At 60.4% G+C, this 20,831-nt stretch carries 20 protein-coding genes; 15 read left to right on the top strand and 5 right to left on the bottom strand.

Features of this window, described 5'->3' with window-relative positions:
• Positions 1–966 (top strand): nitronate monooxygenase, encoded by a 966-nt coding sequence (locus tag DSM110093_RS16505; RefSeq protein WP_243266084.1) that lies wholly within the window; start codon positions 1–3, stop codon positions 964–966.
• Positions 967–986: 20 nt separating this feature from the next.
• Here the strand turns inward: DSM110093_RS16505 and DSM110093_RS16500 are convergent, their stop codons facing one another.
• The gene (locus DSM110093_RS16500) at positions 987–1,850 is read right to left on the bottom strand and encodes an LOG family protein (protein ID WP_067622333.1); all 864 of its coding nucleotides are present in this window, start codon (positions 1,848–1,850) and stop codon (positions 987–989) included.
• 172 nt (positions 1,851–2,022) lie between these two features.
• On the opposite strand from DSM110093_RS16500, the gene dapD reads away from it, so the two are divergent.
• From dapD to DSM110093_RS16465, 7 genes are all read left to right on the top strand, one after another.
• The gene (gene dapD, locus DSM110093_RS16495) at positions 2,023–2,850 is read left to right on the top strand and encodes a 2,3,4,5-tetrahydropyridine-2,6-dicarboxylate N-succinyltransferase (RefSeq protein ID WP_243266083.1); all 828 of its coding nucleotides are present in this window, start codon (positions 2,023–2,025) and stop codon (positions 2,848–2,850) included.
• 56 nt (positions 2,851–2,906) lie between these two features.
• The gene (locus DSM110093_RS16490; protein WP_093927489.1) at positions 2,907–3,161 is read left to right on the top strand and encodes a GlsB/YeaQ/YmgE family stress response membrane protein; all 255 of its coding nucleotides are present in this window, start codon (positions 2,907–2,909) and stop codon (positions 3,159–3,161) included.
• Between the two features lie 75 nt (positions 3,162–3,236).
• Positions 3,237–3,575, top strand: a complete 339-nt coding sequence (locus DSM110093_RS16485; protein ID WP_243266082.1) for a hypothetical protein — start codon at positions 3,237–3,239, stop codon at positions 3,573–3,575.
• Positions 3,576–3,700: 125 nt separating this feature from the next.
• On the top strand, positions 3,701–4,846 hold the full coding sequence (gene dapE / locus DSM110093_RS16480; RefSeq protein ID WP_243266081.1) for a succinyl-diaminopimelate desuccinylase: 1,146 nt from the start codon (positions 3,701–3,703) through the stop codon (positions 4,844–4,846).
• Entirely contained in the window at positions 4,843–5,412 is a 570-nt protein-coding gene (locus DSM110093_RS16475; protein WP_243266080.1) for a TIGR04282 family arsenosugar biosynthesis glycosyltransferase, read from the top strand. Before dapE ends, DSM110093_RS16475 begins: the two co-directional genes overlap by 4 nt.
• A 32-nt stretch (positions 5,413–5,444) precedes the next feature.
• The gene (rnr, locus tag DSM110093_RS16470) at positions 5,445–7,709 is read left to right on the top strand and encodes a ribonuclease R (RefSeq protein ID WP_243266079.1); all 2,265 of its coding nucleotides are present in this window, start codon (positions 5,445–5,447) and stop codon (positions 7,707–7,709) included.
• 101 nt (positions 7,710–7,810) lie between these two features.
• Positions 7,811–9,109 (top strand): lytic murein transglycosylase, encoded by a 1,299-nt coding sequence (locus tag DSM110093_RS16465; RefSeq protein ID WP_243266078.1) that lies wholly within the window; start codon positions 7,811–7,813, stop codon positions 9,107–9,109.
• 32 nt (positions 9,110–9,141) lie between these two features.
• Here DSM110093_RS16465 and DSM110093_RS16460 read toward each other — a convergent pair whose 3' ends face one another.
• Positions 9,142–10,539 (bottom strand): aspartate aminotransferase family protein, encoded by a 1,398-nt coding sequence (locus tag DSM110093_RS16460; protein WP_243266077.1) that lies wholly within the window; start codon positions 10,537–10,539, stop codon positions 9,142–9,144.
• Between the two features lie 75 nt (positions 10,540–10,614).
• Entirely contained in the window at positions 10,615–11,316 is a 702-nt protein-coding gene (locus DSM110093_RS16455) for a GntR family transcriptional regulator (RefSeq protein ID WP_243266076.1), read from the bottom strand.
• Positions 11,317–11,461: 145 nt separating this feature from the next.
• On the opposite strand from DSM110093_RS16455, the gene DSM110093_RS16450 reads away from it, so the two are divergent.
• From DSM110093_RS16450 to DSM110093_RS16430, 5 genes are all read left to right on the top strand, one after another.
• The gene (locus DSM110093_RS16450; protein ID WP_243266075.1) at positions 11,462–12,547 is read left to right on the top strand and encodes a polyamine ABC transporter substrate-binding protein; all 1,086 of its coding nucleotides are present in this window, start codon (positions 11,462–11,464) and stop codon (positions 12,545–12,547) included.
• Between the two features lie 78 nt (positions 12,548–12,625).
• Positions 12,626–13,753 (top strand): ABC transporter ATP-binding protein, encoded by a 1,128-nt coding sequence (locus DSM110093_RS16445; protein ID WP_243266074.1) that lies wholly within the window; start codon positions 12,626–12,628, stop codon positions 13,751–13,753.
• Complete coding sequence (locus DSM110093_RS16440) at positions 13,750–14,631, top strand: ABC transporter permease subunit (RefSeq protein ID WP_243266073.1); 882 nt, start codon at positions 13,750–13,752, stop codon at positions 14,629–14,631. The genes DSM110093_RS16445 and DSM110093_RS16440 overlap by 4 nt, the downstream gene beginning before the upstream one ends.
• Positions 14,628–15,449: an ABC transporter permease subunit gene (locus DSM110093_RS16435; protein ID WP_243266072.1), complete on the top strand. Its 822-nt coding sequence runs from the start codon at positions 14,628–14,630 to the stop codon at positions 15,447–15,449. The genes DSM110093_RS16440 and DSM110093_RS16435 overlap by 4 nt, the downstream gene beginning before the upstream one ends.
• Positions 15,446–16,774 carry an FAD-binding oxidoreductase gene (locus tag DSM110093_RS16430; RefSeq protein ID WP_243266071.1) on the top strand — a complete coding sequence of 443 codons (1,329 nt, stop codon included), beginning with the start codon at positions 15,446–15,448 and terminating at the stop codon, positions 16,772–16,774. The genes DSM110093_RS16435 and DSM110093_RS16430 overlap by 4 nt, the downstream gene beginning before the upstream one ends.
• A 6-nt stretch (positions 16,775–16,780) precedes the next feature.
• Here the strand turns inward: DSM110093_RS16430 and DSM110093_RS16425 are convergent, their stop codons facing one another.
• Positions 16,781–17,680 carry a rhodanese-related sulfurtransferase gene (locus DSM110093_RS16425; protein WP_243267738.1) on the bottom strand — a complete coding sequence of 300 codons (900 nt, stop codon included), beginning with the start codon at positions 17,678–17,680 and terminating at the stop codon, positions 16,781–16,783.
• Between the two features lie 98 nt (positions 17,681–17,778).
• Here DSM110093_RS16425 and pncA point away from each other — a divergent pair, with 98 nt between their 5' ends.
• A complete protein-coding gene (gene pncA, locus DSM110093_RS16420; RefSeq protein ID WP_243266070.1) occupies positions 17,779–18,375 on the top strand; it encodes a bifunctional nicotinamidase/pyrazinamidase in 597 nt (198 codons plus the stop codon).
• 69 nt (positions 18,376–18,444) lie between these two features.
• Complete coding sequence (gene pncB / locus DSM110093_RS16415; RefSeq protein ID WP_067940905.1) at positions 18,445–19,737, top strand: nicotinate phosphoribosyltransferase; 1,293 nt, start codon at positions 18,445–18,447, stop codon at positions 19,735–19,737.
• A gap of 3 nt (positions 19,738–19,740) precedes the next feature.
• Here the strand turns inward: pncB and DSM110093_RS16410 are convergent, their stop codons facing one another.
• On the bottom strand, positions 19,741–20,751 hold the full coding sequence (locus tag DSM110093_RS16410; protein WP_243266069.1) for a PAS domain-containing protein: 1,011 nt from the start codon (positions 20,749–20,751) through the stop codon (positions 19,741–19,743).
• Positions 20,752–20,831 lie beyond the last annotated feature (80 nt).

The following is a 20,831-nucleotide window of genomic DNA, read 5'->3' as shown; positions in this document are numbered from 1 at the left end:
ATGCTGACCACGCGTTTGACCAAACGGCTGGGGATCAGCCATCCGATCATCCAAGCGCCCATGGCTTTTGCGGCGGGCGGGCGGCTGGCGGCTGCGGTCTCAAGCGCGGGGGGCTTGGGTATGATCGGCGGTGCCTATGACGCGGGCGGTTGGATCGCTGAGCAGTTGGATCTGGCGGGCAACCAATCGGTCGGCTGCGGTTTCATCACTTGGAAACTGCGGGAGCATCCGCAGGCGTTGGAGCAGGTTCTCGCCCGCGACCCGGCGGCGGTCTTTCTTTCGTTCGGCGATCCGGCAGAGTTCGTCCCCGCGATCCAAGCGGCCAAAGTGCCGCTGATCTGTCAGGTGCAAACCCTGCGCGATGCCGCCCATGCGATTGATCTGGGGGCAGAAATCATTGTCGCCCAAGGGGCCGAAGCCGGTGGCCACGGCGAAAAACGCGCGACCTTTACGCTGGTGCCCGAAATCGCGGATCACATCGCCCGCCATGCGCCCGACACGTTACTTTGTGTGGCAGGCGGTGTGGGTGACGGGCGCGGGTTGGCTGCGGCGCTGATGCTCGGGGCCGATGGGGTGGTCGTCGGCTCGCGTTTCTGGGCCTCGGAAGAGGCGCTGGTGCATCCCGCGATGCTAAAGGCCGCGATTGAGGCCAGTGGCGATGACACGCTGCGCAGCACGGTGACCGACATCATGCGCGGCTATGACTGGCCCAAACGCTACACGGGCCGCGTGCTGCGCAATGAGTTCACCGACCGCTGGCATGATGACCCCGACGGGCTGCGCGCCGCGCTGGCGCAGGAGTTGCCACGTTGGCAGGCGGCGGTGGCAGAGGGCGATGCCCGCACCGCCAACGCCTTTGTCGGAGAGGTCGCAGGGTTGATCGGCGCGGTCAAACCCGCCGCCGACATCCTGCGCGATATTGTCCAAGGGGCCGAAGTGGCCTTGGATCAGACCTTTACCCGGTGACATGGCCGGGCAAAGCCCGATCAGCCATGATCTTCGACCTCTTCCCGGCCCGGCACATGTTCGCGTGCGGGGGCGGTCTCCCAATTCTCGATCACCTCCATCGCCTCATCCGCGCTTTCGACAAAGCGGAACAGGTCAAGGTCTTCGGCAGAGATCGTTCCGGCATCGGCCAGCGCGTCCCAGTTGATGATCTTTTCCCAGAACTCACGCCCGAACAGGAGGAAGGGCACGCGGTTCATGCGGCCGGTCTGGATCAGCGTCAGCGCCTCAAAGAGCTCGTCCATGGTGCCGAACCCGCCGGGGAAGACGCAGATCGCGCGGGCGCGCATCAGGAAGTGCATCTTGCGGATCGCGAAATAGTGGAAGTTAAAGCAAAGCTCCGGCGTGACATATTCGTTGGGTGCTTGCTCAAACGGCAGAACGATGTTCAGGCCGATGGAGTGGCCGCCCGCATCCAACGCGCCACGGTTGCCTGCCTCCATCACACCCGGCCCGCCGCCGGTGACGATGACGTTTTCCACGCCGCCAGTCTCCATCGATTTTTCGGTCATCAGCCGGGCAAAGGTGCGCGTCTCGTCATAAAAACGCGACAGATCGGCCAACGTTTTGGTGCGGGCGGTGTGTTTCTCGGCTGGTGCAGGAATGCGCGCGCCGCCAAAGAGCACGATGGTCGATTGGATGCCGTGGGCATCGAGCAGCAGTTCGGGCTTGAGCAGTTCCAGTTGCAGGCGCACCGGGCGCAGCTCATCACGGCACATGAAGTCATCGTCGGTAAAGGCCAGACGGTAGGCAGGCGCGCGGGTTTGCGGCGTGTCGGGGGCGTCTTGGGCCTTGGCGCGATCGACATTGGCGCGGCGCAGGGGGTGGCGGTGTTCCTCGGTCATCCTCGGGTCTTTCCTTGGTCTAGGGCTTGGCTCAGGTGGCGCGATGGTCGCTTAGGTCAACATGCATTGTTGATCACAGAATGACCACGCCCCTCATCGCCCGGCAATTGCACCCTCGGCGGTGCGAGGCTATAGCCCTCAAAAGGCCTTTTCACATTCGGAGACTTGCCCCATGTCCAACGCCCAACTTGAAACCGCCATCGAAGCCGCTTGGGATACCCGCGACCAGATCACATCCGCCACCACCGGAGAGACCCGCGACGCCATCGAAGAGACGCTGAACGCGCTCGACAGCGGCCAACTGCGCGTGGCCGAAAAGCAAGACGACGGCAACTGGAAGGTCAATCAGTGGGCCAAAAAGGCCGTGCTGCTGGGCTTCCGCATCAAGGATATGGAACATCAAGAAGGCGGCCCGCAGGGCGCTGGCTGGTGGGACAAGGTCGACAACAAGTTCAAAGGCTGGGGCGATGCCGAGTGGAAAGAGGCCGGTTTCCGCGCCGTGCCGAACTGCGTGGTGCGCCGCTCGGCCTATATCGCGCCCGGCGTGGTGCTGATGCCGTCTTTCGTGAACATCGGCGCCTATGTCGACTCTGGCACCATGGTTGATACATGGGCCACCGTCGGCTCCTGCGCGCAGATCGGCAAAAACGTGCACCTCTCGGGCGGCGTTGGCATTGGCGGCGTGTTGGAGCCGATGCAGGCAGGTCCGACCATCATCGAAGACAACTGCTTTATCGGCGCGCGTTCGGAAGTCGTCGAAGGCTGCATCGTGCGCGAAGGTTCGGTGCTGGGCATGGGCGTGTTCATCGGCCAGTCGACCAAAATCGTCGACCGCGAAACCGGTGAGATCATGTATGGCGAAGTGCCCGCAGGGTCGGTTGTTGTTGCAGGCACCATGCCGTCGAAAAACAACGTGAACCTTTATTGCGCCGTGATCGTAAAACGGGTGGACGCCAAGACCCGCTCCAAGACCTCGATCAACGAGTTGCTGCGCGACTGAGGGAACCAAATGCCCGGTCATGGCGTTGATCCCTGAATTTAAAGGAGATTAACGACATGACTGGTATTGGTTGGTTTGCCGCAATCATCGTAGGTGGCCTTGCAGGCTGGATCGCGGAAAAAATCATGAAGTCGGACATGGGTCTGATCATGAACATCATCCTCGGCATCGTCGGTGCCTTGGTCGCGAACTGGCTTTTGGTTCTGATCGTCGGCAGCACGCTGGGCGGTTGGTTGGGTCAACTCGTCGTCGGTGTGATCGGTGCATGTCTGTTGATCTGGGTCACCCGGATGGTGCGCGGCAAGTCATAACGGCGGGGGCTGCGGCCCCTTTCCAAGTCTAAGCGAAAAGGTTAGGGCTGCCGAAAGCAATCGGCGGCCTTAATCATGTCTGAAACTAAGAAAACCAAAAAACCTTCGCGCCAGCAGGTCTTTACCCTTTTGGTGCAGATCGGGCGCAAAGACGGTGATGGCTTGCCCGAAAATGCAACCGGTGCCGCGCTGATGTGTTTTGCATCTGGCATTGATGAAGCCGAAGCAGTTCGCGAAACCGTGGCGATCCTAAAACAAGCCGATACCAATCCGCTGGACGTGACCGGCTATGGCACGCTGGAAGAGCGCGAGGCCGAAGGTCAGGAGATCGAGGGCGAAGAACGCGAACTCATGCAACGCGCTTTGGAAGAGAATTCGGTCATCGTCGCGCAGATGACGCCATTCTTCGACTGACATTTCAATCGCATTGCGACTTCAAAGCTGATCCTCGCGGGGATTTGCGCTGGCCCCCCTTGGCATCTTGGGTTTTTCCCCACAAAAGTATCGGGAAACGCGAAATACCCTGAAAAGGAGCCGAAATGTCCGGTCTCGATCCTGCTGAACTCACCGCGAAACTGGTGCGCTGCGCCTCTGTGACCCCCATCAACGACGGCGCGCTTGAAGTGCTGGAGGAAGTTTTGGGTGCCGCTGGGTTTGACTGCACGCGGGTTGACCGGGGCGGTGTTTGCAACCTCTTTGCTCGCTGGGGGAAGAAGGACAACCACAAGTCCTTCGGCTTTAACGGGCACACCGATGTGGTGCCAATCGGAGACGAAGCGGATTGGTCCGTGCTGCCCTTTGGTGCCGAAGTGAAAGACGGCATCATGTATGGCCGTGGCACCACTGATATGAAATCGGGCGTGGCGGCCTTTGTTGCGGCGGCGGTGGATTTCGTGGGTGACACACCGCCAGATGGGTCTGTCGTGCTGGCGATCACTGGGGATGAAGAGGGTGACGCCGTCGACGGAACAACGGCATTGCTGGACTACATGGCCGAAAACGGGGAGCGCATGGATGTCTGTCTGGTGGGCGAGCCGACCTGCCCAGAGACGATGGGCGACATGATCAAGATCGGGCGACGGGGCTCGATGAATGCGCATTTCAAGGTGACGGGTAAACAGGGCCACGCGGCCTATCCGCACCGGGCCAACAACCCGCTGCCTGCGATGATGCGGCTGATGGACCGTTTGGCGAGCCATGAGTTGGATCAGGGCAGCGATCATTTTGATCCTTCCACGCTGGCGGTTGTGACGGTCGACACTGGCAACAAAGCCACCAATGTAATCCCGGCCCAATGTCGCGGTGCGGTGAATATTCGGTTCAACGACCACCATTCCGGCGACGGCCTAAGTGATTGGCTGCGCAGCGAGGCGGATAAAATCGCAGCCGAGTTTGGCGTGCAGGTGGATGTGCAAATTAAGATTTCGGGCGAAAGCTTTATCACGCCGCCGGGCGCGCTATCTGATCTGATCTCAGGCGCGGTCGAGGCTGAGACGGGCGTAAAACCAGAGCTTTCGACCACCGGTGGCACCTCGGATGCGCGTTTCGTCAAGGCGCATTGCCCGGTGGTGGAGTTCGGTCTGGTCGGTCAATCCATGCACCAAGTCGATGAACATGTGCGGGTCGAGCATATCCACCAGCTTAAATCCATCTACGCGCGCGTGCTGCGGAATTATTTCACGTGAAACCAACGCTCATCGTTATGGTGAAAGAACCGCATCCCGGTCGGGTGAAAACCCGGCTGGGCCGCGACATCGGGATGGTCGGTGCTGCGTGGTGGTTTCGTCATCAAACCCGCCGCTTGTTGCGCCGGATCGCAGATCCGCGGTGGCAAGTGGTGCTGGCTGTCGCGCCGGATGTCGAAGGGCTGCAAAGCCGTGTGTGGCCCGCGCATCTACCACGATGGCCGCAGGGCAGGGGCAACCTTGGTGATCGTATGGCGCGGATGCTGCGCGCGGCACCGGGGCCGGCTTGCGTGATCGGGGCGGATATTCCGGGGGTTAACCGCAAGGAACTTGCGCGGGCCTTCGCGGCGCTTGGCGGCCATGATGCTGTGTTTGGTCCCGCACCTGACGGCGGCTACTGGCTCGTTGGCCTGAAACACCCACGCCGCGCACCGCCCAGCCTGTTCGACGGCGTGCGCTGGTCCGGCCCGCATGCGCTGGCCGACAGCCGCGCGAGCCTGCCGGGATACCGCATCGCCGAAGTCTCCTCCCTTGCTGACGTGGACGAAATTCACGATTTGCCATGACGACAGGGGGGCTGCGTGCTACCTGCTGAGATATGAGCAAGATACCCAGCAAATCCGAGATCCTTGACTGGATCGAACAGAACCCCACGCTGACCGCGAAGCGCGACATCGCCAAAGCCTTTGGCATCAAAGGTGCCGCGCGGATCGATCTGAAGCGCGTGCTGAAAGAGCTGGAGGCCGAAGGCCATCTGGAGAAGCGCAAGCGCAGCTATCAAGACCCGGATCGCTTGCCGCCGGTCTCTGTGCTGTTGGTCACCGGGCCGGACAAGGATGGCGATCTGTTTGCCAAGCCGATGGAATGGCATGGCGAGGGGACAGAGCCTGTTGTGCTGCTGATCCCGCGCGAGAGTGACCCCGCCCTTGGCGAAGGCGACCGGATTCTGGCTCGGTTAACGTTGGTGAAAGGCGAAGACCACCATTATGAAGCGCGGCTGATCCGCCGCATTGGCAGCAACCCGAAAAAGGTGCTGGGCATCTTCCGCAAGGCTGCCGAAGGCGGGCGGATCGTGCCGATCGACAAGGGGGCAGACCGTGAATGGCGTGTCGGGGCGGATCACACCCACGGGGCCAAGGATGGCGAATTGGTCGAGGCGGAGCAGGCCGGACCAAAGGGGCGCATGGGCTCCCCCCGTGCCCGCATCGTCGAACGGTTGGGCGACCCGTCAGAGCCGCGTGCGGTGTCGCTTATCGCGATTCAGCAGCACGGTATTCCGGACGATTTCCCCGATGATGTGGTGGCACAAGCTGACGCCGCCAAGCCGCAGGGCCTCAAGGGCCGTGAAGATCTGCGTGATCTGCCGCTGGTCACCATCGACCCGTCGGATGCGCGTGACCACGATGACGCCTGCTATGCCCATGCGGATGAGGACCCCAAGAACGAGGGCGGCCATGTCGTCTGGGTCGCCATTGCGGATGTCGCTGCCTATGTCACCCCCGGCTCTGCGCTGGATAACGAAGCGCGCAAACGCGGGAACTCCACTTATTTTCCTGACCGCGTGGTGCCGATGCTGCCCGACCGCCTTTCGGGGGATCTGTGCTCATTGCACGAGGGTGTGCCGCGGGCCTGTATCGCCGTGCGTATGGTGCTGGACGCCAAGGGCAACAAGATCGGCCATACGTTCCATCGCGGGCTGATGCGCTCGCCCGCGTCATTGCATTACGAAGAGGTGCAGGACGCCATCGACGGCAACCCGAATGACCGAACCGGACCTCTGTTGGAGCCGGTGCTGAAGCCGCTCTACGCCGCCTACGGGGCGCTGAAACTGGCGCGGGCGGAGCGTCAGCCACTGGAATTGGACCTCCCCGAACGCCGCATCGAATTGGGCGACGATGGCAAGGTGAAATCGGTCAACTTTCGCGAACGGCTCGATGCGCATAAGCTGATCGAAGAGTTCATGGTGCTGGCCAATGTCGCCGCTGCCGAGACGCTGCTGAAAAAGAAAACGCCGCTGCTGTTCCGCATCCACGAGGAGCCCTCACCGGAGAAACTGGAATCCTTGCGCGAGACGGCGCAGGCGGCCGGGCTGACGCTGGCCAAGGGGCAGGTGCTGATGACATCGCATCTGAACCGGCTGTTAGATCAGGCGGCGGGCACCGACGACGCCGAATTAATCAACATCAGTACCCTACGCTCGCTGACGCAGGCCTATTACGGCCCTGCGCACATCGGGCACTTCGGTCTCGCTCTGCGGTCTTACGCGCATTTCACCTCCCCGATCCGGCGCTATGCCGACCTGATTGTGCACCGTGCGCTGATCACGGCGCATGGCTGGGGCAAGGACGGTCTGACCCCGGAAGAGATCGAAGGGCTGGAACAGACCGGCGCGCATATCTCGGACACCGAGCGGCGCTCGATGGTAGCAGAGCGGGACACGACCGACCGCTACCTCGCCGCCTTCTTGTCGGAGCGTGTGGGCAATGAGTTCACCGGGCGCATCAGCGGCATCGCGCGGTTTGGCGCGTTCGTGAAGCTGGACGAAACCGGCGCGGATGGGCTGGTGCCGATGCGCTCTTTGGGGCGCGAGTATTTCCACCACGACGCCGAGGCGCAGACGCTGATGGGCTCCGATACCGGCATGATCATCGGCATCGGCCAGCGTGTGACCGTGCGCTTGGCCGAGGCGGTCCCGGTGACCGGGGGCATCGCGCTGGAACTACTTGAGATCGAAGATCAGAAGGTAAAACAGGGCGGCGCTGGTCGGCGCAGCCCGGCGGGGCGCAACCCGCGCGGCAAGGCCGTGAAAGCCAAGCGCAAGAAGGACAAGATCAAGCGAAAAGTGACCCGCACCCGCCGCTAAAACGACGAACAGGCGGAGCTTCGCGGATGGTTGTGCCCCTCCCTTCCCACCGAGGCGGGGCACGCATAGGATTTACCGCAACTTTATCAGGCGAGGCGTTTATGATCCGGCACTATGCGATGATTTCAAGCATTATGGCGACCGCGGGTATGGCGGTTCCGGCCTTCGGGTCCGGCCCGTCTGAATCCGCGCGCCCCGCGCCGCGTGCGTCTGAAGTTGTGCTCGTCTCCTCTACCCCGGCGGGTCAGGATGCACCTGTTGAAACCATGGGTGACGATGCGGGGCTTCGCGCTTGGGTAAAAGAATTCCGCCCCCGCGCCCTGCAAGAGGGCATTGATCCAGATGTCTTTGACCGCGCACTTGATACGGTAAGCTATGACCCTGAGGTGATCCGCCGCGACCGCAACCAGTCGGAATTTACCAAGACGATCTGGGATTACCTCGACACCGCGACCTCGGATCTGCGGGTGCAGAACGGGCAGAAGGCGCTGGCACAGTGGCAGCGTACGCTGGAAGATATCGAAGCGAAATACGGCGTGGAGAAAGAGATTGTCACCGCGATTTGGGGGCTGGAAAGCGCCTATGGCAGCTTTCGGGGCGGAGATAACGTGATGAATTCGCTTTCGACGCTGGCCTATGACGCACGGCGGGCGGCGTTTTTTGAGGCGGAACTCCTTAACGCGCTGCGCATTCTTCAGGCTGGCGATACCGATGCCGAACAGATGCGCGGTTCTTGGGCGGGTGCAATGGGGCATACGCAGTTCATGCCTTCGTCATTCTTGTCTTATGCCGTTGATTGGAACGGCGACGGGCGACGCAATATCTGGGGCGATGATCCCTCTGATGCACTGGCCTCAACGGCGGCATACCTTGAGCATTTCGGCTGGACCAAAGGGCAGCCTTGGGGTGTCGAAGTCTCTTTGCCCGAAGGGTTTGACTACTTGCTGGCCGATCGTGAGGTCACCAAAACCCCGGCGGAATGGGCGGCCCTTGGTGTGACCGCGCGGGACGGCGCTGCGGTGGCAGATCATGGTCCGGCGTCGGTGCTGCTGCCCGCCGGGGCGCAGGGCGCGGCCTTTATGATTTTCCCGAACTTCGAAGTGATCGAGCGTTACAACACCGCTGATGCCTATGTCATCGGCGTGGGCCATCTGGCGGATAGGATCGGTGGCGCGGAAGAGTTTCAGCAAGACTGGCCGCGTGAAGACCGCGCGCTGAGCTTTGACGAGCGGATCGAATTGCAGACCTTGCTGACCAAAGCCGGGTTTGACACGCAAAAGATCGATGCAAAAATCGGCCCGCTGACCGTCAATGCCGTGCGCAGCTTCCAACAAGCTGAGGGGATTGCGCCAGATGGCTATGCCTCTCCCCGGCTGCTGGAACGCCTGCGCAAAGAGTAATGTGCCGCCCCACGTGGGGGCAGCCCGGTTGCTTAGGACGCTGCTTTCAACAGGTCTTTGTCTTTCAGGTCCGCATAAGTCGCATCCAGCGCCTTGGTGGCCCGTTCGGCGAAAATCTTGATCTCATCGGGCGTGATGATCAGCGGCGGAGAGATGATCATCCGGTCGCCCACATGGCGCATCACCAGATTATTGGCAAAGCAATGCTCCCGGCAGGTATACCCCGCCACGCCACCATCGGCGGCAAATTTTGCACGGCTTTCTTTATGCGGTGTCAGGGGCAAGGAAGCCATAAGGCCAGAGACGTTAGCCCCGCCGACCAAGGGGTGTTCACCTAGTTTTTCCAGCGCTTCTTTTAACGCGGGGGCGGCGACGTCGCGCACATGGTCGATGATGTTCTCTTCTTGCATGATACGCAGGTTTTCCAGCGCCACGGCGGCGCAGACCGGGTGGCCGGAATATGTGTAGCCGTGGTTGAATTCGCAGGCGTTGATGACCTCAGCCACTTCGTCGCAAACGATTGAGCCGCCAATCGGTGCATAGCCGGAGCTGAGCCCCTTGGCGATGGTCATGATATGCGGCTTGATCCCCATCGTCTGCGAGCCGAACCAGTTGCCTGTCCGGCCAAAGCCGCAGATCACTTCGTCGGCGATCAGCAGAATGTCGTGCTTTTCGCAGATGCGCTGGATTTCAGGCCAGTAAGTGCTGGGCGGGATGACAACGCCACCCGCGCCCTGCACGGGCTCACCAATGAACGCAGCGACCTTATCCGCGCCCAGTTCAAGGATTTTCTCCTCCAACTCACGTGCGCGGGCGAGGCCGAACTCCTCGGGGGATTGATCGCCCCCTTCGGCGTACCAATCGGGTTGGCCGATATGGTGGATGCCGGGGATCGGCAGACCACCTTGTTCGTGCATCGGCGTCATGCCCCCAAGGCTGGCCGATCCAACAGAGGAACCGTGATAGGCGTTCTTGCGGCTGATGATATGGCTCTTTTCGGGTTTGCCCTTTTGCGCCCAATAGGTGCGGACCATGCGCAGGTTGGTGTCGTTCGCCTCTGATCCGGACCCGGCGAAAAAGACGTGGTTCAGATCACCGGGGGCGAGGTCGGTCAGTTCCTTGGCCAAGGCGATGGCGGGCACATGGGTCGTCTGAAAGAAGGTGTTGTAATAGGGCAGTTCGTTCATCTGTCGCGCGGCCACTTGGCCCATCTCTTCGCGGCCATAGCCAAGGTTCACGCACCAAAGCCCCGCCATCGCGTCGAGGATTTCGTTGCCTTCGCTGTCGGTCAGATAGATGCCCTTGGCCCGTGTGATGATGCGCGCGCCCTTTTTGCCCAAGTCGTCATTGGTGGTGAAAGGGTGCATGTGATGTGCCGCATCAAGGGCCTGAAGGTCTGCGGTGGGGAGGTGATTCGTGATTGGCGGCATGGGGACGCACCTTCTATCTGCGTGAAAATTAAGCTTCGTCGGAGAATATGATCAAATTATAACATGTCAATCGAATCAACGCGGAACGGGCAATCCATCAAGAGCCGCGCGGATTTGGGTCATTCCTTGGGCAACATCGCCTGCCATGACCTCCCCGGCGAGAATGACATTGCCTGCAGAAAAGGCAGCCATAAGCTCTGCATGTTTATCGGGCAGATTGCTGGTGCCATAGCGCCCACAAACCACCCGCAGCGAAGGGCCGAACCGGAGCCAAAGCCGATCTACCGTGGCGGCCATGATCGGCGCTTCGGCAAGGTCATAGATCATTGCGTGGAAGTTGTAGTTCTGCATTAAGTAGCCACCAACATCGCCCCGGTCGATGGCAAGGTTCAGCGCGGTGTCGCACTCTTTCAGGGCGTCCATACGCCCTTTTGTCATGCGTTCCGCGGCCCGCCGAGTCAGCTCCGGCTCTAGCGTTTCACGCATGAAACCCAGTTCTTCAAGGCCCGCATGGGTAAGTTCTGGCACGGTAACCCGGCGGTTGCCCAAATGGGTTAACGCGCCTTCGGAAATCAAGCGACGGATGGCTTCGCGAACGGGGGTCATGCCCGCGTCAAGCGCGGTTGTCAGGCCTTGGATCGTCACCCCCTGACCGGGGGCCAAATCGCCGAAAAGAATCATCTTGCGCAGACGTTCATATACATGCTGATGGATGGGAGTCTTGGCCGCCGCGTCGGCGGCGGGAAGCAGTCTCGGATCGGTTTTTTCTGAACCCATGGGAGCGGTCTTTCCATCTTGTTTCGCCGTAGCTTGCAGCATTTCCTTCTGCATGAAAGCATAAACCATCTTGCCCGAAGAGGCAAAACTTGATCAAATTGACGAAAGGTGGGGATCAACCCGACCTGTCTAACGGGAGTATGAAATGAAACATGTGCTACTAAGCAGCGCCGCCGTTGCCACCTTGATGGCAGGTGCCGCTTCTGCCGAAACGGTCCGGGTCTATAACTGGTCCGACTATATCGATGAATCCCTGCTGGAGAAATTTGAAGAAGAAACCGGCATCGAGCTGGTTTATGATGTGTTCGACAGCAACGAAATGCTGGAAACCAAAATGCTGTCCGGTGGGTCGGGCTATGACGTGGTTGTGCCTACGGGCACCTTCCTGCAGCGCCAGATCACTGCTGGGGCATTCCAGCCGCTGGAAGCCTCCAAACTGCCCAACCTTGAAAATATGTGGGACGTAGTCTCCTCGCGGACCGAACAATATGATCCCGATAACGCCCATTCGATCAATTACATGTGGGGCACTACTGGCATCGGTGTGAATGTCGGCAAGGTAAAAGAGGTCTTGGGTGAAGACGCCCCGATCGACTCTTGGGATCTGGTTTTTGATGCCGCCAATATGGAAAAGCTCGCTGACTGTGGCGTGCACTTCCTCGACGCGCCTGCCGAGATGATTCCCGCAGCGCTGAACTACATCGGCGAAGACCCCAACAGCCATGACCCCGACGTCATCGCGAAGGCCGAAGACGTCTTCATGCCGATCCGCCCCTATATCCAGAAGTTCCACTCCTCGGAATATATCAATGCTTTAGCGAACGGTGACGTTTGCGTCGCAGTCGGCTGGTCCGGCGATATTCTGCAGGCCCGTGACCGCGCGGCCGAAGCTGAAAATGGCGTTGAAGTGGCCTATAATGCTCCCTCCGAAGGGGCGCAGATGTGGTTTGACCAAATGGCCATCCCAGCCGATGCGCCAAACCCCGAGGGCGCGCATAAGTTTCTTAACTTTATCATGGACGCCGAAAATATGGCGGCTGCGTCGAACTATGTCTACTACGCGAACGGCAATAAAGCCTCGCAAGAACATCTGGTCGAAGATGTGATCGGCGACCCCGCGATCTACCCTTCTGAGGCGGCGTTGGACAACCTGTTCACAACCACACCTTACCCGCCAAAAGTTCAGCGCGTGGTGACCCGGCTCTGGACCAAGATCAAGTCCGGTACCTGATCTGAAACAAGGGGTGCGGCCAGTTTGGTCGCGCCCCTTTTTCTTACCCCTGCGACCCGATCAAAGGATGTCTCAACCGTGAGCCCAACCGTCTTCGCCCCCTGGAACAACCCCGACGAAAAGCCGCTCATTCGCTTTAAGAATGTGACTAAGAAATTCGGTGAATTCGTCGCCATTGATGATCTGTCTTTGGACATCTACGCACAGGAATTCTTTGCCCTGCTTGGGCCTTCTGGCTGTGGCAAAACCACGATGATGAGGATGCTGGCGGGGTTTGAAAACCCGACATCGGGGCGGATCGAATTGGCAGGGCAAGACATCGCGCCGGTGCCGCCGAACAAGCGGGCGGTGAACATGATGTTCCAGTCCTACGCGCTGTTCCCGCATCTAAGCATTTGGGACAATATCGCCTTTGGCCTGCGCCGCGATAAGATGAGCAAAGACGCAATCGAGGCCCGTGTGGCCGAGATGCTCAAGCTTACCCGCCTTGAGAAATTCGCTCGCCGCAAGCCGCATCAGATTTCCGGTGGCCAACGGCAGCGCGTGGCGCTTGCCCGGTCGCTTGCGAAAGCACCGAAGCTTTTGTTGCTGGATGAACCCTTGGGCGCGCTCGATAAAAAGCTGCGGCAAGACACCCAGTTCGAACTGATGGACATTCAAGAATCCACCGGCACCACCTTTGTCATCGTGACCCATGACCAAGAAGAGGCGATGACCGTCGCCTCCCGCGTGGCGGTGATGGACGAGGGGCGCGTCATTCAGGTGGCCACCCCGGCCGAGATCTACGAGGCACCGAATTCTGTCTATGTGGCCGACTTCATCGGCGACGTGAACATCATCGAAGCCAGCACTAAGGCCATTGGCCAAGACCAATACCATCTAAATTGGATCGAAGGGCAGCCGCCGCTGACCGCGACCTCTGCCGTGCCGTTCAGTGAGGGCCAGCAGGCCCATCTGGCGATCCGCCCGGAGAAGATCCGCATCTCGACCGAACGGCCCGAGGATGCGCCCAATGCGCTACAGGGCAAAGTGCTCGACATCGCGTATCTGGGAAACCTCAGCACCTATCACGTCGAACTGCCGGGGGGGCAAGTGATCAAGGCGCAAACCGCCAACACCCGACGCATCGCCCGACGTGACATCACGTGGGAAGACCCGGTTTGGATTTCATGGAGCGCCACCGCAGGCGTTTTGTTGGCGCAATGAACATACGTCGTTTTGCCCTGATTGCGGTTCCGTACCTCTGGCTGCTGGCGCTGTTTCTGGTGCCTTTCCTGATCGTTTTCAAAATCTCGCTGTCCGACACTGCACTGGCGATCCCGCCCTATACGCCGACCATCAAAGACGGCATCAGCGCGCTGATCTCGCAGCTGGATTTCGAGAATTTTGCCTTCCTCGCTTCTGATGATCTCTATTGGAAAGCTTACCTCAGTTCGCTGCGCATCGCGTTGATCTCCACCGCCTTCACGCTGCTGGTCGGCTATCCTATCGCCTACGGCATGGCCCGCGCCCCCGAAGAGTGGCGCGCCACTTTGATGATGTTGGTGATTTTGCCCTTCTGGACCTCCTTCTTGATCCGCGTCTATGCGTGGATGGGCATTTTGAGCAACGAAGGGCTGCTGAATCAACTCTTGATGGGGTTGGGTCTAACGGCAGAGCCTTTACAGATCCTTAATACCAATACGGCAGTCTATATCGGCATCGTTTATACCTATCTGCCGTTCATGATCTTGCCGATCTATGCCGCGTTGGACCGTTTGGATGAATCGCTGAATGAGGCGGCTGAGGATTTGGGTTGTTCGCGGCTGCAAGCCTTCTGGCTTGTAACGATCCCGTTGTCGCGTAACGGCATCGTGGCGGGCAGTTTTCTGGTCTTCATCCCCGCTTTGGGTGAATTCGTGATCCCCTCGCTCTTGGGCGGTTCGGGCACGCTGATGATCGGCAAAGTGCTTTGGGAAGAGTTCTTTAACAACCGTGATTGGCCGGTGGCGAGCGCCGTTGCCGTGATCTTGCTGCTGATCCTGATCATCCCGATCATCCTGTTCCAGCGCAACCAGCAGAAACAGGCGGAGGCCGAACAATGAAGCGGATGACATGGTTCAACGTGACCTCGCTGACGCTGGGGTTTGCCTTTCTTTACCTGCCGATGATCATTCTGGTGATCTACAGCTTTAACGCCTCGAAACTGGTGACGGTCTGGGCCGGTTTTTCGACGCGCTGGTATAGCGAGTTGCTGCAAAACAAAGCCTTCTTGAACGCCGCTTGGGTCACGATCAAGGTCGCGGTGATTTCGTCGTCGATCGCCACGGTGCTCGGCACGATGGCTGCTTATGTGCTGGTGCGCGGTGGGCGGTTCATGGGGCGGACGCTGTTTTCGGGGATGATCTACGCGCCACTGGTCATGCCCGAAGTCATCACCGGCCTGTCTCTGCTTTTGCTGTTCATCGGCATTGGGTTGGACCGGGGCGTGCTGACCATCGTGCTGGCGCATACGACCTTTTCGATGTGCTACGTTTCGGTCGTCGTGTCTTCGCGGCTGGTGTCTTTCGATCGCTCGTTGGAGGAGGCCGCGCTTGATCTGGGTTCGTCCCCTTGGGAGGCGTTTCGTCTGGTCACCCTGCCGATCATCGCGCCTGCGGTGATCTCGGGCTGGCTCTTGGCCTTCACGCTCAGCCTTGATGATCTGGTGATCGCCTCCTTCACTGCCGGCCCTTCGGCGACGACGCTGCCGATCAAGATCTTCAGCGCGGTGCGTTTGGGCGTTTCGCCTGAGATCAACGCGCTGTCGACGATCATGATCGCCATCGTCACTGTCGGTGTCATCACCGCGTCGCTGGTCAGCAAACGCTCAAGCCTGCGCGCACAGGAGGAGGCCCGTGCGGCGGAACGGCCCGCCACATGAAACGCATCTACCCGGCCTTCGCCTATTCCGCAGCACCCCGCGCGGGCTGCTGGTGGGATGAAACTTGCGCCGCGCCGGATCGTCCGGCGCAACACGGCGACGGGCAGGCCGACGTGGTGATCATCGGCGGTGGTTTTACCGGCCTCAACGCGGCGCTGCATCTGGTGCAAGCCGGGGTAGGGGCCACGGTGCTGGAGGCCGAGCGCGTTGGCTTTGGCGCATCCGGTCGCAACGGGGGCTTTTGTTGTCTCGGCGGCGGGATGCTCGACGATGCGGCGCTTGACCGCAAATTCGGGCGGGAGGAGCGGCTTGCGTGGCGGCAGGCCGAGAAGGCCGCGATAGGGCAGGTAGAGGATTTCATCACCACCCGTGACGTCGACGTAGACCGGCATTCGCAGGGCGAAACCCAACTGGCCCACCGCCCGCGTGATTTTGAAGAGATGCGCGGCAAGCTGGACTATTACGCAGAGAACTACGGCGTCAGTGCGCGGCTGACTGAAAAGGCCGACTTGGCCGCAGAGGGGCTCAACGCGGGGTTCGAAGGCGCGATCACCGTGCCGATTGGATTTGGCCTCAACCCCCGCAAATATGTGACCGCCCTAGCGCAGACCGCTGAAGAGGCGGGGGCGACGATCTATCACAACAGCCCGGCCCTCAACGTGACCCGGCGCGATGGCGCATTTGATGTCACCACCCCCAAGGGGCGCATCCGCGCCGAGCGGGTGATTATCGCCACCAACGGCTATTCCTCCGAAGACCTGCCGCCGTGGCTTGCCGCGCGTTACATGCCAACGCAGTCCAGCGTGATCGTGACCCGCCCAATGACCGAGGCAGAGTTGTCTGCCCAAGGCTGGACGAGCCGACAGGCCAGCTATGACAGCCGCCACCTGCTGCATTACTTCCGCCTGATGCCTGACAATCGCATGTTGTTCGGTGTGCGCGGCGGTCTGATGTCCAATCCAAACTCAGAAAGGCGCGCCCTGCGCCGGGCACGCGCGGATTTCGAGGCGATGTTCCCCGCGTGGCGCGATGTAGAGACCCCGCACGGCTGGTCCGGCATGGTCTGTATCGCCCGCAACCGGATGCCATTTGTGGGAGAAGTACCGGATCAGCCGGGCATGTTCGCGGGCCTGTGCTACCACGGCAATGGCGTGGCGATGGCCAGCTATTCCGGCGCGCTTTTGGCTGATCTGGTACGTGGAAAGACACCCGAGCGGCTCTATCCTGCCCCCATGCGCGCCCCGCTTGCGCGGTTTGAGTTGGGGCGCTTTCGCCGGGCGGTCATGCCTTTTGCCTATGCGGGGTTCGCGCTGTCGGACCGTTGACAGCGTTTAGCCCTGCTCCCGCGCGGCACGTTCCTTCGCCAGCATGATTTGCCGCTGCCGTTCGCGAAACCGCTCTTTGTCGGCATCAGAAGTCTCGTCCACACACTGATGGCAGGATACACCAGCCTCATAAGCGGCATGTCTCGTGTCTTCAGGCAGGATCGGACGGCGGCAGCCGTGGCAGAGCATATGCGGCCCTTCGCGCAACCCGTGGCCGACGCTGACGCGGTTGTCGAAGACAAAACAATCTCCTTCCCACGTGCTTTCCTGTTCAGGCACCTCTTCGAGGTATTTTAGGATCCCGCCTTTGAGGTGAAAGACATCCTCAACGCCCTGACCAATCAGGTAATTGGTCGATTTCTCGCAACGGATGCCGCCGGTGCAGAACATCGCGATCTTCTTGTTATGGAAGCGGTCTTTGTTGGCCTCCCACCACTCGGGGAATTCGCCGAAACTTTCGGTCTGCGGGTCGACCGCGCCTTCAAAGGTGCCGATGGCCACTTCGTAATTGTTGCGCGTGTCGATCACCGCCACATCGGGGGAGCGGATCAACTCGTTCCACTCTTTGGGGTCGACGTAATGCCCCACCTTGGCGCGTGGATCGACATCGGGCTGGCCCATGGTGACGATCTCGCGTTTGATCCGCACCTTCATCTTGCCAAAGGGCGGCTTGTCGCTGGTGGCTTCTTTCCACTCCAGATCCGCGCAGCCGGGCAGGGCGCGCAGATGGGCGATCACCGCGTCGATCCCGGCGCGCGGCCCGGCGATGGTGCCGTTCACCCCTTCAGGGGCCAAAAGCAGCGTGCCCATGACCGATTGCGCCTCGCAAAGCGTCAGCAGCGCAGGCTTCAGCGCTGCGGGATCCTCAAAACGGGTGAAGTGATATAGAGCGGCAATGGTATACATGAGCGTCAAATAAGCGCTTCGTGCGCAAAGCTCAATCCGGGGCGTGCCATTGACCTACCCCATCCGCAGCCCTACCCCTTTCGTTAAGGAGAATGCCCATGACCCATGCCCTGATCGTGATCGATGTCCAAAATGATTTCTGCCCCGGCGGCGCGCTGGAAGTGCCGCAAGGCGATGAAATTCTGCGCAGCGTCAATGCGCTGATGCCTGAGTTCGACGCCGTGGTCCTAACGCAGGATTGGCACCCGGCGGGGCATTCGTCATTCGCCTCTTCGCATGACGGCAATGCGCCTTACGAGATCGTCACCATGCCCTATGGCCCGCAGGTGCTCTGGCCCGATCACTGCATCCAAGGCAGCATCGGCGCGCAGTTTCATCCCGAACTACAAACCGATCGGGCCGATCTGATTATCCGCAAAGGCTATAACCCCGACATCGACAGCTATTCTGCTTTCTTCGAGAATGATCACCGCACGCCTACTGGCCTCGAAGGCTACCTACGCACCCGCGGGATTGAACGGCTGACCATGGTCGGGCTGGCACTGGACTTCTGCGTGAACTTCTCGGCTGTGGATGCGGCAAAGCTGGGGTTCAAGGTGGATGTCCGCGAAGACCTGTGCCGTGCGATTGATCTGGACGGATCGCTTGCCAAAGCCCGCGAAGGGATGCGCGCCGCCGGGGTCACACTGGCCTGATCCGCCGCTTTCCGCTTGCTCATCTGCCCGCCCCCTTGGCATGAAGGGGCACGCAATAAGGAACCTCCCATGGTCGATATCGCCACCCGCGTCTATAACCACAAGTGGAAGATCGACCCCATCGTGCGGTCGCTGATCGACACGGATTTCTATAAGCTGCTGATGTGCCAATCGGTGTTTCGTAACAAGCCGGACACGCAGGTCACCTTTAGCCTGATCAACCGCTCTACCCACATCCCGCTGGCCAATCTGATCGACGAAGGCGAACTGCGCGAGCAGTTGGATCACATCCGCTCGCTCAGCCTCAGCCGGGGGGAGAGCACATGGCTGCGCGGCAATACCTTCTACGGCAAGCGCCAGATGTTCCGCCCGGATTTCATGGAATGGTTCGAAGGCATGCGCCTGCCGCCCTACCATCTGGAGCGCAAAGGCGATCAATATGAGCTGACCTTTGAGGGTAAATGGCATGAGGTCATGCTGTGGGAGATCCCCGCGCTGGCGGTGCTGATGGAACTGCGCAGCCGCGCGGCGCTGGACCCGATGGGCAAGTTCGAGCTTCAGGTGCTTTATGCCCGCGCGATGACCCGCGTCTGGGAGAAAATCGAGGCGCTGCGCGAGGTAGATAACCTGTCGATCGCGGACTTTGGCACCCGGCGGCGGCATTCGTACCTGTGGCAGGATTGGTGCGTGCAGGCGATGCATGAGGGGCTGGGAAATGCGTTCACCGGCACCTCTAACTGCCGCATTGCCATGATGCGTGAGCTAGAGGCGATCGGTACGAACGCGCATGAGTTGCCGATGGTCTATGCTGCTTTGGCCGATGATGACGCCGAGCTTGCCCGCGCGCCTTACGACGTGCTGTCGGATTGGCACGATGAACACGAAGGCAATCTGCGGATCATCCTACCCGACACTTACGGCACCAAGGGTTTCCTTGATCACGCGCCGGATTGGCTGGCAGGCTGGACCGGCATCCGCGTCGACAGCGGTGATCCGGCCACGGCGGCGCAGACGGCCATCGACTGGTGGCGCGCGCGGGGGGAGGATCCGACGAGCAAGCGTGTGATCTTTAGCGATGGGCTCGATGTCGACAAGATCAAGGAGTTGCACGCGCAGTTTGCGGGCAAGGCCAAGGTCTCCTTTGGCTGGGGCACGTTGTTGACCAATGACTTCCGCGGGCTGGTGCCGAATGACGCGCTGGCGCCGTTTAGCCTTGTCTGTAAAGCGGTCAGCGCCAACGGGCGGCCCACGGTCAAACTCTCGGACAACCCGAACAAGGCGATGGGCCCGGCGGATGAAATCGCGCGCTACAAACGGGTTTTCGGGGTAGGAGAGCAGGCCGCGCAGCAGGTGATCGTCTAAGGGTCAGCCGCCCGTCATGTCGGTCATCGGGAATTCCGCTGTGGCGATCAATCCGTCGGGCTGCCAATCGTATTGCAAGGTGCCGCCCACCGCGCGGGTCAGTGATTGGATGATCCGCGACCCGCTGTCGCGGTCGGATTTCGTCACCTCCGGCCCGCCGATTTCTTGCCAGACGAAACGCAGACGAGCGGGCGCTTGAAGAAGCGCGATGTCCAGCGACACCCGCCCCGTCTCGGTGCTGAGCGCGCCATGTTTCACCGCGTTTGTCGCCAGCTCATGCAGGGCCAGCGTCAGGGGCGAGACGAGGCGGTGCGAAATCAGCGGGTTCGCCCCCGAGAGGTTGATCTGGTCTTCGGTGGCCGAGGTATAGGCCCGAATGATCGGCCCCATCAACGTCTCGAAATCCACCTCATGCTGGTCGCTGCGGCCAATCGTGTCGAAATGCGCCGCGCCCAAAGCCGAAAGGCGATCGATCACCTTTTTGGCAAAGGCTGCTGGGGTCGGCTCTTCACGGGCGGTCAAACGGACCATGGCGGTCATGACATTCACGATATTGCGCAGGCGGTGCAGCAACTCGTCATCGGCCAGTTTGCGGTGCTCGCTTTCTAATCGGCGGCGTTCGGAGACATCGAGTTGTGAGCCGAAGAAATAGATCAGGTTGCCGTCTTCATCAGTGATCGGACCCAGTTGCAGGGCGTTCAAAAAGCGGCTGCCGTCCTTGCGGTAGTTCACAATCTCGACCGTATCGACCCGGCGGCCCAACAGGATGTTGCGCACCGCGTCGATACTTTCGCGCGTGGTATCCGGCCCTTGCAGAAAGCGGCAGTTCTGCCCGACGATCTCCTCCAAGCCATAGCCGGTCAGATCGGTGAAAGCCTCATTGACATAGACGATCGGATTGTCCGGCAGGGTCGGGTCGGTGATGCATAGCGGCAAGCGGGCGTAGCGCACGACCTTGCCTAAAACGTCATCGGTCAGGGTCTGCCGAGCGGCCAAAACCGTCTTTTCGTTCATGAATTGCCGCCCTTCGCTCGAAACTGGCTGACAATGTGCCCCGTGCGTGGCTTTTGGGTCAACCCGCATACTAGGGTCTG

This window comes from Sulfitobacter sp. DSM 110093 (assembly GCF_022788715.1).
GTDB lineage: Bacteria > Pseudomonadota > Alphaproteobacteria > Rhodobacterales > Rhodobacteraceae > Sulfitobacter.
The sequence above is the reverse complement of the archived record's forward strand: the minus strand, read 5'-3'. Positions and strand labels throughout refer to the sequence as shown.